The organism is Tumidithrix helvetica PCC 7403, from assembly GCF_965232925.1.
Taxonomy (GTDB): Bacteria; Cyanobacteriota; Cyanobacteriia; order Pseudanabaenales; family Pseudanabaenaceae; genus Tumidithrix; species Tumidithrix helvetica.
This window is the reverse complement of sequence record NZ_CBDDRA010000034.1, coordinates 45,032-56,970: the sequence shown is the minus strand read 5'-3', so window position 1 is coordinate 56,970 and position 11,939 is coordinate 45,032. Positions and strand designations below refer to the sequence as shown.

The following is an 11,939-nucleotide window of genomic DNA, read 5'->3' as shown; positions in this document are numbered from 1 at the left end:
CTATGCAATCTGTGTCAATTGCCATTTAGCTTCTAATTCTCTTTTCATGTTTGAGCTTGACTTAGCCTTTGCAATTTCTTGCTCTATTTTCTCGTGCCTTTCTGTTGCTCTTGCCTTGCTGCCGATTAGTCCAAACTAAAGTAACTACATATCTCACTATTTTCGTCAATGCGTAAGTCCTATATTCCTTCTTGTAGAAAATCCAAAAAAACACTAAAGAATAAGATTGTTGGTAGCCTTGACTGGCTGGGATTATCATTTTCGCTATATTTTAAGCTTTACATCTATCTAGTTACTTGTATCTGTAGATTTCGCTACTTTTTGAATTTGAAACTGCTGAATTGGGTGCAGCCATTTTCGCAATGAATATACTTGCCCACATAAGGGTGAAATTAATTTCAGCTTGACCGATTTACTATTTCAACTCAGCGCAGTTTAAATCTGGGCGTAAATTTCTTGCCCCATTTAAATAAACATGCTGAATCTCATCTTGCTCTTGGGTCGTGTTGATATGCAAAAGTACGCGAATACAGCGTGGTAAACCACCTTTTACAACCATCTGCTGTACGTCAAGTAAGGGTACATGCTCCCAATTGGGACGCGATCGCGCGATCTGGGCGGGAAACACCACATCAATATCAGGCGTAACTGAAAAAGTTACACTAACGATCTCATGCGGATCGAGGTTGTTATGAACTTCGATCGCTGTCATTAGCTCAAGTACAGCTTTCTGTACTGACGCCATCGTATTGTCTTCCACTGTTGTGGCACCACGAACACCACGCACTCGCCAACCCACGTTCTTACACCATTCCTAACTCAAATGACCACAATCGACCTCGATCATTATATTTGGTGTAGCACTTAATGCGATCGCTACATGCATTTTGTAGATATTTTTTCTAATTCCTGAACGAAAGTTGACGCTTAAGCAGCCTGTCAAAAATTCAAGCTCAATTTAGTTAGGGGCAATCCCCTATATTTTTCCTGGTTCTTTGAATGAAAGCAGGTGCGATCTGAGTAGCCAAGATAGGATTTGAAGAAGTTACAAAAAAAATGAACCTTTCGATCGCTTGCTTCTGTCTAAACGAACGTAAGCACTCACACACGTTCCAACAAGGAATTTACACTATGTTTCTTAATCTAAATCGGGGTTTGGCGATCGCAGTTTTATCATTAACGCTAGGGGCAGTAGCTATTCCTAGTATTGTCGCGGCTCAATCTTCTTCCATACCTAGCTCTCAGACTACAACACAGAAGCATCATCGAGGTGATGCATGGAAACAGCTCAACCTCACTGACGCTCAAAAACAACAGCTCAAGACGTTGCATGAAAACACCAAACAACAGATGCAATCCGTTTTGACTGACGATCAACGCGCTAAACTTGCTGCGGCAATTCAATCAGGCGATCGTAAGGGGGCATGGAAATCGCTAAATCTCACAACTGAACAAAAGCAGAAAATCCGTGACATTCGCAAGAGTTCTAAAGAACAAAGCCTGGCAATTTTGACACCCGAGCAAAAGGCTCAACTCGCACAAATGAGAGCCGAACACCGCCGTAAGTAATCTCTTTTTGGGATTCGCATCCTTGCATGATACGAATCCCAAAGAATTGTGTAAGCGATCGCCGATCGAATTAGGAAGAGATATAGAAACTGATTTCTGTTATAGGTGATAGAAAAACGTTAAAACTTTCTCAATCTCAACTTCATTAAATCTCAAATTGTAATTGCTCAACCCACGGAAATTGACAAAAACGCCAAAACTGGTAGAGTAAAAGCATGAAAGAACTTCCCGACTTAAAACAGCAAACAGAGGCAGCGAAAGATGCCTTGATAGTAGAGCTATGGGAAGAACCGCAAAAAATACGACGGCAGTTAGAAAAGAAGCCAAAGAAAACCTCAAGAAACTCAAGCTTGCCGCCCACCTAGGGATTCAAAGCAGATGTAAAGAGCGAAGAGCAAGAGAAAGAAACAAAACGGGCAGGAAGCATAGGAAGAGAAGGCGGCGGTCGTCAATTAAGTGAGAATCCAGACCAAATCATTAAAGCAACCGTAAAAAGCTGTACAGGATGTGGGAAAGAGATCGCAGGATCGATACAGACACTGATGGAACGGTATGACAAAATCGACATTCCACCAATCAAACCAATCGTGACCAGAGTAGAAAGATATGGTTGTAAATGCGAAAATTGTGGACAGGAACAAATAGCCGAAGCACCAGTAGGGATGGAGTCAGGGTTGAGCAATTACCTTGCTTGTATAAAATAATCTCTGGTGATTAAACACTGTGCAGACACAATTTTGGCAGGGATTTGTGGAAGTTATACCAATTTCACTTGAATTTGCAACAGATCGAGGTTTGAGTTCTGCGCTCCGCGCGGTCTTTCAAAAACAATGTGTCGCATTACTTTTTGAAAATGGTATTAGCTTAGTATAATTCATCCAAATCGAAAAGTCGTTCGTACTTAATTTGAGCGAGCTATTTATTGGTTCCTCTCAACTTATCCCTATATTAAGCGAGCAGACGATGATGAATTTGAAAACCCTTGGATTAATTGTTGGTTTGTCGATGACAGTTGGACTCGTATCCTGTTCGACGGGTGCTCCCACTGTTAACTCAACTCCTTCAACACCTGCCGCCTCTACAGCTAAACCAGCCGACGCGATGAAACCAGCAGATGCGATGAAGAAAGATGGTGATGCGATGAAGAAAGATGGTGATGCGATGAAGAAAGATGGCGACGCAATGAAGAAAGATGGCGACGCGATGAAACCAGCAGATGCCATGAAGAAAGATGGTGATGCCATGAAGAAAGATGGTGATGCCATGAAGAAAGATGGTGATGCGATGAAGAAACCATAGATCCCTCTAATTCCTTCGTTACAGCCATGCCCCTTACGCTAAAGGGGCTAACTTTCCATTCGTTTTCTCCGCTCACAGCCTAGGAGAAATATACCCTCCTGCAAAATTACCCCAGAGATCGCCTGAGCGATCCAGAAATCAGTCCATGAACAAAATTTGGCAACGACGAAAATTTTTAACTTATTTGGGATTGGGGGCATTAGGCATGAGTAGCGCCGCCTGTGCCGCCCAATTTGGGGCTACAACAGCCCCCACAGAACCTATAAAAGCAACGGGTACGGAACGCGATCGCACCAACACAAATGTTGAGGATACCAAAGTGGCAACTTCTTCGGGTGGAATCCAACTACCAGAATTTCAGGGGATTTCTCAATGGCTAAATTCCCAACCCATGACGGTGAAAGATTTACAAGGCAGTGTTGTTTTGGTGCAGTTCTGGACTTTTTCCTGCATTAATTGTCAGCGGACTCTGCCCTACATCACAAAATGGCACAAACAGTATGCCTCAAAAGGATTGAGAATTATCGGCGTGCATACTCCTGAGTTTGCCTTTGAGAAAGAAGCGAACAATATCAAAGATGCCATGCAGAAACATGGCATTACCTACCCAGTCCCGATCGATAACGAGTTTAAAACTTGGAACGCATACAAAAACCAATACTGGCCGCATCTTTTTCTTGCAGATCGCCAAGGAATTATCCGATACGACCATATTGGCGAAGGAGCTTATGACAGAACCGAGCAGATGATTCAACAGCTACTGGGTTAAAAGATGACACTCGATCTTTTGTCGATCGCTTTGGCGTTTTTGGGTGGTTTGCTGACAGCATTTTCACCCTGTGTTTTGCCAATTTTGCCAATCGTCATCGGGCGATCGCTCTCTACCCATCTCTATGGGCCCCTAGCTTTGGTAGCTGGTTTAATTGCAGGCTTTGCGATCGCAGGTAGTTTGCTAGGAGTTGCGAGTAATTGGATCTCAGGGTTCGCAAATTTTATTCGGATTGTGGCGATCGCAGTTCTACTGAGTTTAGGCTGCTTAGCGATTTTCCCAAAGTGGAGCTACTTTTTACAAAGTAAATTACCAAAAATCAAGCTGAGGGAACCTACTCGCATCGGTTTAATTGGTGAATTCTCGTTAGGAACGCAATTGGGGCTGTTATGGACTCCCTGTGCGGGGCCCGTACTAGGCAGTATCTTAATTTTAGCCGCCGCCAAGCACGATATTCTTAGCGCTTTTGTTTTGCTGCTCGTCTATGGCTTAGGGGCAGGATTGCCGATGTTGCTGATTGCCTATGCCAGTCGTTACTTTAGTAGCTCCTTCGTTCGATGGCGATCGCACAGTCAGCTTTTGCAAAAAATTGGCGGACTGCTGATCGCTCTTACCGCGATCGCAATTCTTCTTGGTTGGGATGTACAGGTTCAACTTTGGTTGGCTCCATTATTTCCACCCTTACCTCTATAATCTTTTCATGCTCTAGTAAATTTTCAAGAATTCGGAGTTATCAAATCCACCTCCAAAACCGCACAAAGTCTCCATGTAATTATTACAAGAACTAGTTTTTATGAGCAAGAAACCTTCTCCCGCACCCAAACAGGCGATATTTATCAAAATATTCCATTCGCTGAACATCATCGCCCTGATCTTGATGACTGCAAGCGGTCTTCAGATTTATAATGCCAATCCAGTCTTTGGTGGGCGAGAGGGATGGCATTTCCCTAAATTCATGTTACTGGGAGGATGGCTCGGTGCTGGACGAAACTGGCATTTCGCCGCCATGTGGTTGTTTTCTATGACCCTTCTCATCTATGGTATCTATATTTTTCTGACACGACGCTGGAAACATCGTTTCGCTTCTGACAAAGATATCCAAGCACTTCAGGCAACAAATCCCAAACGCAAAACCTACGCTTGGCATCGCATTGCTTACACCGCAATTATCCCAATTCTCTTAATCGCGATTCTATCGGGTTTGTGCATGTATAAGCCAGTCCAGTTCGCTTGGGTTTCAAGCTTGTTTGGAAGCTGGCAAAATCTCCGCGTGGCTCACTTCTTGACCATTCCGATCGTGCTGATCTTTACAATTACCCATATTTTCTTATCGTTTCGAGTGGGCGGGCTCAAAATGATTCGCTCCATGTTTATTTAGGAAGAATAAATATCAAGCCATTCCATCGAGTTTTTATAGAGGTCATTAAAATGCAATTCGATCGCCCCATACATCGTCGCTTCTCTCGTCGTCAGTTACTGTACTATACGGGTCTAACGGGGATGGGCTTGGCATTGGGAAGTTGTAGTCCATCGGATAAATTTACTTCAATCTTTGCACCCCTCCACTCACAAACCGATAACGTTAGAAACACCTTTGAACCACTTAACCAAAGCATCGAGGAATTGCTGTTTAAATCGCAAACCCCAGCACCTGAGTATCCCATGAGTGCGATCGAACCCAATGCTTTGTTGGTGAATACCTATGACACAACACCACAGATCGATCCTAAAACTTTTAAATTAATCGTTGATGGTGAAGTAGCCCATCCTTTGCAATTGAGTATGACTGGGTTGCAAGCCATGCCATTGATCTCTATGGTAATCCGCCACATTTGCGTGGAGGGTTGGTCGGCTATCGTGCAATGGGGGGGAGTGCGTTTATACGATTTGGCGAGGTTAGTCCAACCAAAATCTGGAGCGCGTTACGTCTATTTTGAGTCTGGCGATAAATATTATGAGAGCTGGGATATCGCCTCTGCATTGCATCCACAAACCCTCCTTGCCTATCAAAAGAACGGTCAAGCCTTATCCGTTGAAAATGGTGCGCCTTTACGTCTGGCTTCTCCGATCAAATTGGGCTACAAACAATCAAAATGGGTGACGCGCATTACTTTTACGAACGAGCTGCCTTCTCGTAAGGGATATTGGGTCGATGAAGGCTATGAATGGTTTGCTGGACTTTAACTAGTCCAAAAGCTCTACAGAAATTCCCAAAGCTGCAATTTGCCTGTTCGATCGCTCCTGATAGAAGAGCGATCGAACAATTCTTATTAGCTGCAATCTGAATTCCTAGCTAGGAATGAATTTCAGTGAGACCCCATTCATGCAGTAACGTAGTCCAGTGGGGTTAGGTCCATCATCAAATACATGCCCAAGATGACCTCCACAGCGTTTGCAGTGAACTTCAACGCGGGTCATGAACAGGGACTTATCGGTTGTAGTTCCGATCGCACCGTCAAGGGGGGCATAAAAACTCGGCCAACCCGTACCACTATCAAATTTCGTAGTTGATGAGAATAAAGGCAAGTCACAGCCCGCACACATAAAAGTACCCTTTCCATATTCTTTATCAAGGGGACTAGTATGAGCCCGCTCGGTTCCATGCTTGCGGAGTACGCGAAACTGCTCGGGTGTAAGGATTTGCTTCCACTCTGCTTCAGTTTTTGTGATTTCAAATGTATCTGCTGCCACGGCTGTTCCTATGTTTTCAGAATTTTGGTTTTCAGAATTTTTAGATTGAAAGCGAGATAACAAAACAACACTAACGGCTGCCGTACCCGCTAAGAGAAATCTACGTTTCTTCATGATTTTAATTATAAGGCTGTGTTGATATTTATGGGGGCAAGCATATACAGAAAAAACAGCAATAGCACCCTCCCCATTCTTTCGAGCAGGGGCAATTTATGAATTGCCCCTGCTCGAAAGCGATACAGAGATAAATGAGGGGGCGAGGACTTTAGAGTATTCCTTACTTCACTTCGGCTGCGGCGAACTTGGCGATTTTGCCTGACTTGACTGCGACGACGACATCATAGGTCGAGCAATAAGAAACCGTGATATTTCCAGCTTTGTTGTAGAAGTTAACCACCATGCCAGCACCACCTGGTTGAATGCCAATGGGCTCTAGATCGCCAGCAAAATAACTCCGCATCAGATAGCCACTGGCTTTCTTGCCCTTAACTTCGCTGAGGTTATCAATCTTTCGTTGAGGAGTCAAGTTAGCTATATCGTCAGACACAGCTATTGTTTCAGCAACTGCCTGCGAAAGAGAGTTAGAAAGGCTAAAAGGAACCTGTACGGCAGTCATTACAGAACCTGCCAAAATCGCACTTGCCAAAATTGAGGTTAGTTTCATCGTGATTTTTCCTATCGATCGCAGTTTTGTCTTTTCATTACTATTACGAGCTAGGTCTCAAATTGGATGAAAATGAGGTTTGCTTGCGATCGCCTCGTGCCGACATAAGCCACAATCCCTCCTGACTTAACGATGGAAGCTGAGAACAAAACGACTATCCAAACATATTTAGGACAACACCAAGTTATCGCGATGCACGACCGTATCTTCGCCTTCAAAGCCCAATAGGCGCGGGATGTCTTCAGACTGATAGCCTAAGATCCGTTCGATTTCGTTACTACTATAGTTCGCGATCCCTCGGGCAATTTCTTTCCCTTCGGAATCGCACAGTCCGATCGCATCTTGAGCGTCAAATTTTCCTTCCACTTTGGTGATGCCTGCGGGTAAGAGCGATCGCCCTAAATTCATCACCGCTTTCACTGCACCATCATCTAGAAAAATCTTGCCCAATGGAACCATACCATAGGCAATCCAGCGCTTCCTTGCATTTACGGTGCGGGGTTGCGCGGCAAATTGCGTGCCAATATTCTCTCCTTCTAGAATCCGCAAAATACTATCGGGGGCATCCCCTTTGGTAATGACGGTCTTTACCCCTGCGGCTGCGGCAATGCGAGCTGCTGACAGCTTTGTATTCATGCCACCCGTGCCCCATTCCGTTCCGCCTTTTGCAGTTTGATTTTCAGCAGAGGCTTCATTTAACACCTGAATTAAATCGGGTAACTGATCGGACTCCACAAACTCAATCGGTTTAGCGTCTATATCTTGGCGAGGGTCAGCAGAATAGAGGCGATCGACATCGGTGAGCAAAAATAGCCAATCGGCTTCGATCAAACTTGCCACTAAGGATGAGAGCGTATCGTTATCGCCAAACTTGAGTTCGTCCACTGCCACCGTATCGTTCTCATTCACGATTGGGACAACCCCTAAATTCAGCAGTTCCGTAAAGGTGGAATGCACGTTAATGTAATGTTGCCGCTGAATTAGATTTGCCCGAGTCAGTAAAACCTGCGCGACAGGTTGATTTAATGTGCCAAAAAAATCGTCATAAATCCGCATTAATCGTCCCTGCCCCACCGCTGCTACGGCTTGCTTGAGCGCAATATGAGTTGGTCGTCCCTTCATCCCCAATCTGGCACAACCAACACCCACTGCCCCAGAAGATACTAAAACCACCCGATGTTCTTGGCGACGCAGTTGGGTAATGACCTCGACCAGTCGAGCGATCGCAGCGATATGTAAATCCCCAGTTTCAGGTTTGGTGAGGCTAGAAGTACCAATTTTGATGACGATGGTTTGCGTTTGCATGAATAAAACCAAATTTTTTAGTTTGTTACAGAAAATGCAACAGTTAAGTCTAACGATAATCGAGCCGCTATATTGAACAGTTAGATTGGGTCAAAATTTCTTTGCTATTTATCTTAGTTTTACCCAGCCAGTTAGAAATTCTCCTACTGTGAGGTCAGGAATCATGTTGCCACTAACGCTACCTAAGTTTGCCCTACCCAAAATCCTATCGAAAATTAGGCTCCCTCAAGACGCACGAGACTATCAAATCTTATTTTTATCACTTTTTCTGATCTTGGGTGTGAGCACTAGAGATTGGACGCTACACCCCGATCTGATGTTATTGGTATTCGGTGTTTGCTGGCTAACTCAAGCACTGGCGGTTTTATTCACGCAGGCGACCTCACCGAAGTCTATGCCACAAGGGCAATTAGGTAAATTTCCTTTAAATATTCCTAACCCTGCTTATTTTTCCCATCTCCAAAACCTAGGGAGTTTGCGGAGTGCCACGATTACAGCCTTGGGACTATGTTTGCTTTTACGCTCTGATAGTTATGTGACGATGGCTGTGGCTGCTTTTCTGGCAATTATCAGCAAGTTTATCTTTCGCTTAGATGGAAAGCACTGGTTTAACCCCGCCAATTTTGGCATTGTGGCGGCACTGAGCTTAGGCGAACATGCTTGGGTATCTCCTGGGCAGTGGGGCGATGATAGTTGGTATGCTTTGCTATTCCTCGGGTTGGGTGCTTTGATTCTAAAGCGCGTGGGACGCTGGGACACCAGTATTACTTTTTTAGGAGCTTATGCACTCTTAGAGGGAGTTCGTAACCTCTGGTTGGGGTGGACGTTGGATGTGCTCGCCCATCGTCTCATGAGTGGTTCGTTGTTGCTATTTGCCCTCTTCATGGTTACCGATCCGCGCTCAATTCCCAATGCCCGTATTGGTCGGATTGTTTGGGCAGTGGCGATCGCAGTTCTCACCTTCGTATTACGCAATCAGTTTTACATCGCAGATGCCATGTTCTATGCACTATTTGCTCTGTCACCTTTGACCTTGCTTTGCGATCGGATTTGGTCGGGCTCTAAATTCTCATGGTCGCCTCGACGACCAGAATTAGCGATCGCGCGTTCTTAGTGCGTGTTTGAGAAGTTTTACCCCCTCTATCTCCCCCTTGCTCTAGCCACGAAGCGACTTCCCGCAAGATAGGGCTACGGTGTCCACACAAGTCGTCAAACCTAATTAAATCAAAGGTTAATTGCCCCCTAGCCCCCAATTCTGGGGAAGGATTCTTAAAGCCCCCCAGAATTGGGGGATTTAGGGGACTAGATCGATTAAAACGAAGACAAATTTCTTCTGTGTACACGGTAGCAGGGTAGGGGGAGGATTTAAGTTTCCCCCCTTGCTAAGGGGGGATTAAGGGGGGTAAAAGTAGAAATTTATACAAGATACTAGGCTTCTCAAACACTCTCTTAAGCCCCATTCCTTTGCCCAGAATCCATTGCCCAAAATCTATTGCCCAGAATCTATCGATCTCTGACTCAATATGAAACCCTTACGTATTCTCATCAGCCTTATTCTGACTGGCTTCCTTCTTTTTAGTTTCACGCCCACAGCCCTTGCCTTTTGTGGCTTTTATGTTGCCAAAGCTGACGCCAGTCTCTATAACAAAGCCTCTCAGGTGGTGATTGCCCGCGATGGCGATCGCACAATTCTCACGATGTCAAATGACTACCAAGGGGAGATGAAAGATTTCGCTTTGGTAGTTCCCGTTCCAGTCGTACTCAAACAAGAACAAGTTCGCATTGGCGAATCAAAAGTGATCCAGCGACTCGATGCCTTTAGTGCGCCGCGTTTGGTGGAATATTTTGACTCCGATCCTTGCATGGTTAGGACGTACCAATCTGAAGATAGAGTGATGAAAGCAGCTCCTTCGGCAAGTGCTGATGTCTCTAGGCGGCGACAGAGCCAAGGCGTGACAATTGAAGAGCAGTTTACTGTGGGTGAATATGACATTCTCATTCTCAGTGCCGAAGAATCGGACGGACTGGAATCTTGGCTAACCGAAAATGGCTATCGCATCCCCAAAGGCGCAAAGGATCTATTGCAGCCTTACATTCTCCAGAAAATGAAATTTTTCGTAGCAAAAGTGAATCTCAAAGAACAGCAAAAAACTGGTTCTCAGTTCCTCCGCCCAATTATGATGGCATTTGAATCCCCTCGATTTATGTTACCAATTCGATTGGGAATGGTGAACGCGCAAGCCGATCAAGATTTACTGATTTACGTTTTGTCACCCAAAGGTCAAGCCGATTTAACCAACTATCGCATGGTCAAAATTCCCTCTGGCGATAATATTCCAACCTATGTCAAAGGTGAATTTGCCAATTTCTATAAATCGATGTTCCAGACCTCTTACGATCGCGAAAATCGCAAGGTCGCATTTCTGGAATATGCATGGGATATGAGTAGTTGCGACCCTTGTTCGGCAGATCCGCTCACACCAGAAGAACTCAGGCAAGCTGGCGTATTTTGGCTGGATTCACCTAGTGACACTTCTCAACCTCAAATCATGCCAAGAGGTCGAAGACCCCGACCTAATTCTGGTGGTGTGTTTATTTCGCGCATCCACGTTCGTTACACCCGCGACAAGTTCCCTGAAGATTTGATGTTTAAGGAAACCACAAATCGCGAGCAATTCCAAGGTCGTTATGTAATGAACCACCCGTTTACGGGCGATACAAAATGCGAAGCTGGGCTGCAATACAAAAAATCCCTACCGAAGCGATTTGAAGGTGAAGCACAGACATTATCGAAGCTCACGGGCTGGCAGATTAGCGATATTCGCAAAAAAATGAATCTCGTTGAAGTGTTCACACCGACTTCCACAAACTCTTCTAAGACTTTATGGAGCAGCTTTGAGGACTGGTGGCAAGATATCTTGATTCGATTTGTGAATACGTAAACTGGTTTTCAGTTGTCGGTAAAGAAGTTGTCAGTTAGACAGAAGCTATCAGCTTTTGAATTCCTTGCTTTTCAAGACAATATACCGATAAGGATACCTTTTTTGCTAGACGATCTTAACAACTGAAAACTGATAACTGAAAACTAATAACCATGAAACCCCTACGAATTCTCATAGGCTTAATTCTCTCTAGTATTCTGCTTTTAAGCTTTACCCCTTCTGTTTTAGCCTTTTGTGGTTTTTATGTGGCAAAAGCGGATGCCAGTCTCTATAACAAAGCTTCGCAGGTGGTGATTGCACGAGACGGCGATCGCACGATTCTCACAATGGCAAATGACTATCAGGGCGATATGAAAGACTTCGCGCTGGTCGTTCCCGTACCCACTGTGCTTAAACAGGAGCAAGTTCGGATTGGCGAGTCCAAAATTATCGAGCGACTCGATGCCTTTAGCGCACCGCGTTTGGTAGAATACTTTGACTCCGACCCTTGTGCTGTCTACAATCGCGCCCCAGGATTAAGTGCTATCCCATCTCCAACTACTCGTGGATTTGGTGGGGATTCAAGAAGAAGAAACGAACTCGGCGTAACGATCGAAGCGCAATTTACGGTAGGTGAGTATGACATTCTCATCCTTAGCGCAGAGGAATCCGATGGATTGCAAACATGGCTCGTAGATAATGGCTATCGCATTCNNGAGGG

The 11,939-nt window shown here is 44.9% G+C and carries 14 protein-coding genes; 10 read left to right on the top strand and 4 right to left on the bottom strand.

Annotated elements, in window-relative coordinates:
• Window positions 1-415 precede the first annotated feature (415 nt).
• Window positions 416-799: a chorismate mutase gene (gene aroH, locus ACP2WE_RS22770; RefSeq protein ID WP_425217818.1), complete on the bottom strand. Its 384-nt coding sequence runs from the start codon at window positions 797-799 to the stop codon at window positions 416-418.
• Between the two features lie 332 nt (window positions 800-1,131).
• Between aroH and ACP2WE_RS22765 the strand changes: the two genes are divergently transcribed.
• The 7 genes from ACP2WE_RS22765 to ACP2WE_RS22735 all read left to right on the top strand — a co-directional run bounded on the left by ACP2WE_RS22765 (window position 1,132) and on the right by ACP2WE_RS22735 (window position 5,821).
• A complete protein-coding gene (locus ACP2WE_RS22765; RefSeq protein ID WP_425217817.1) occupies window positions 1,132-1,569 on the top strand; it encodes a Spy/CpxP family protein refolding chaperone in 438 nt (145 codons plus the stop codon).
• A gap of 215 nt (window positions 1,570-1,784) precedes the next feature.
• Complete coding sequence (locus ACP2WE_RS22760; protein ID WP_425217816.1) at window positions 1,785-1,934, top strand: hypothetical protein; 150 nt, start codon at window positions 1,785-1,787, stop codon at window positions 1,932-1,934.
• A 541-nt stretch (window positions 1,935-2,475) separates the two neighbouring features.
• A complete protein-coding gene (locus tag ACP2WE_RS22755) occupies window positions 2,476-2,868 on the top strand; it encodes a hypothetical protein (protein ID WP_425217815.1) in 393 nt (130 codons plus the stop codon).
• Between the two features lie 145 nt (window positions 2,869-3,013).
• The gene (locus tag ACP2WE_RS22750; RefSeq protein WP_425217814.1) at window positions 3,014-3,637 is read left to right on the top strand and encodes a thioredoxin family protein; all 624 of its coding nucleotides are present in this window, start codon (window positions 3,014-3,016) and stop codon (window positions 3,635-3,637) included.
• 3 nt (window positions 3,638-3,640) lie between these two features.
• Window positions 3,641-4,330, top strand: a complete 690-nt coding sequence (locus tag ACP2WE_RS22745) for a cytochrome c biogenesis CcdA family protein (protein WP_425217813.1) — start codon at window positions 3,641-3,643, stop codon at window positions 4,328-4,330.
• A 100-nt stretch (window positions 4,331-4,430) separates the two neighbouring features.
• Window positions 4,431-5,015, top strand: a complete 585-nt coding sequence (locus ACP2WE_RS22740) for a cytochrome b/b6 domain-containing protein (protein WP_425217812.1) — start codon at window positions 4,431-4,433, stop codon at window positions 5,013-5,015.
• Between the two features lie 50 nt (window positions 5,016-5,065).
• A complete protein-coding gene (locus ACP2WE_RS22735) occupies window positions 5,066-5,821 on the top strand; it encodes a molybdopterin-dependent oxidoreductase (RefSeq protein WP_425217811.1) in 756 nt (251 codons plus the stop codon).
• 105 nt (window positions 5,822-5,926) lie between these two features.
• Here the strand turns inward: ACP2WE_RS22735 and msrB are convergent, their stop codons facing one another.
• The 3 genes from msrB to proB all read right to left on the bottom strand — a co-directional run bounded on the left by msrB (window position 5,927) and on the right by proB (window position 8,297).
• The gene (gene msrB, locus ACP2WE_RS22730; protein ID WP_425217810.1) at window positions 5,927-6,442 is read right to left on the bottom strand and encodes a peptide-methionine (R)-S-oxide reductase MsrB; all 516 of its coding nucleotides are present in this window, start codon (window positions 6,440-6,442) and stop codon (window positions 5,927-5,929) included.
• A gap of 163 nt (window positions 6,443-6,605) precedes the next feature.
• Window positions 6,606-6,992 (bottom strand): hypothetical protein, encoded by a 387-nt coding sequence (locus tag ACP2WE_RS22725; RefSeq protein ID WP_425217809.1) that lies wholly within the window; start codon window positions 6,990-6,992, stop codon window positions 6,606-6,608.
• Between the two features lie 168 nt (window positions 6,993-7,160).
• The gene (gene proB, locus ACP2WE_RS22720; RefSeq protein ID WP_425217808.1) at window positions 7,161-8,297 is read right to left on the bottom strand and encodes a glutamate 5-kinase; all 1,137 of its coding nucleotides are present in this window, start codon (window positions 8,295-8,297) and stop codon (window positions 7,161-7,163) included.
• A 163-nt stretch (window positions 8,298-8,460) separates the two neighbouring features.
• Between proB and ACP2WE_RS22715 the strand changes: the two genes are divergently transcribed.
• From ACP2WE_RS22715 to ACP2WE_RS22705, 3 genes are all read left to right on the top strand, one after another.
• Window positions 8,461-9,411 carry an RnfABCDGE type electron transport complex subunit D gene (locus ACP2WE_RS22715; protein ID WP_425217807.1) on the top strand — a complete coding sequence of 317 codons (951 nt, stop codon included), beginning with the start codon at window positions 8,461-8,463 and terminating at the stop codon, window positions 9,409-9,411.
• Between the two features lie 409 nt (window positions 9,412-9,820).
• Window positions 9,821-11,239: a DUF2330 domain-containing protein gene (locus ACP2WE_RS22710; protein WP_425217806.1), complete on the top strand. Its 1,419-nt coding sequence runs from the start codon at window positions 9,821-9,823 to the stop codon at window positions 11,237-11,239.
• Between the two features lie 152 nt (window positions 11,240-11,391).
• On the top strand, window positions 11,392-11,932 hold a 541-nt coding region (locus tag ACP2WE_RS22705), incomplete at its 3' end, for a DUF2330 domain-containing protein (RefSeq protein WP_425217805.1).
• Window positions 11,933-11,939: the final 7 nt, after the last annotated feature.

Excerpts from the sequence above, each read along its gene's own strand:
- ACP2WE_RS22765 (WP_425217817.1), top strand. The coding sequence starts at position 1,132 with ATGTTTCTTAATCTAAATCGGGGTTTGGCGATCGCAGTTTTATCATTA.
- ACP2WE_RS22760 (WP_425217816.1), top strand. The coding sequence starts at position 1,785 with ATGAAAGAACTTCCCGACTTAAAACAGCAAACAGAGGCAGCGAAAGAT.
- ACP2WE_RS22750 (WP_425217814.1), top strand. The coding sequence starts at position 3,014 with ATGAACAAAATTTGGCAACGACGAAAATTTTTAACTTATTTGGGATTG.
- ACP2WE_RS22745 (WP_425217813.1), top strand. The coding sequence starts at position 3,641 with ATGACACTCGATCTTTTGTCGATCGCTTTGGCGTTTTTGGGTGGTTTG.
- ACP2WE_RS22740 (WP_425217812.1), top strand. The coding sequence starts at position 4,431 with ATGAGCAAGAAACCTTCTCCCGCACCCAAACAGGCGATATTTATCAAA.
- ACP2WE_RS22735 (WP_425217811.1), top strand. The coding sequence starts at position 5,066 with ATGCAATTCGATCGCCCCATACATCGTCGCTTCTCTCGTCGTCAGTTA.
- msrB (WP_425217810.1), bottom strand. The coding sequence starts at position 6,442 with ATGAAGAAACGTAGATTTCTCTTAGCGGGTACGGCAGCCGTTAGTGTT.
- ACP2WE_RS22725 (WP_425217809.1), bottom strand. The coding sequence starts at position 6,992 with ATGAAACTAACCTCAATTTTGGCAAGTGCGATTTTGGCAGGTTCTGTA.
- proB (WP_425217808.1), bottom strand. The coding sequence starts at position 8,297 with ATGCAAACGCAAACCATCGTCATCAAAATTGGTACTTCTAGCCTCACC.
- ACP2WE_RS22715 (WP_425217807.1), top strand. The coding sequence starts at position 8,461 with ATGTTGCCACTAACGCTACCTAAGTTTGCCCTACCCAAAATCCTATCG.
- ACP2WE_RS22710 (WP_425217806.1), top strand. The coding sequence starts at position 9,821 with ATGAAACCCTTACGTATTCTCATCAGCCTTATTCTGACTGGCTTCCTT.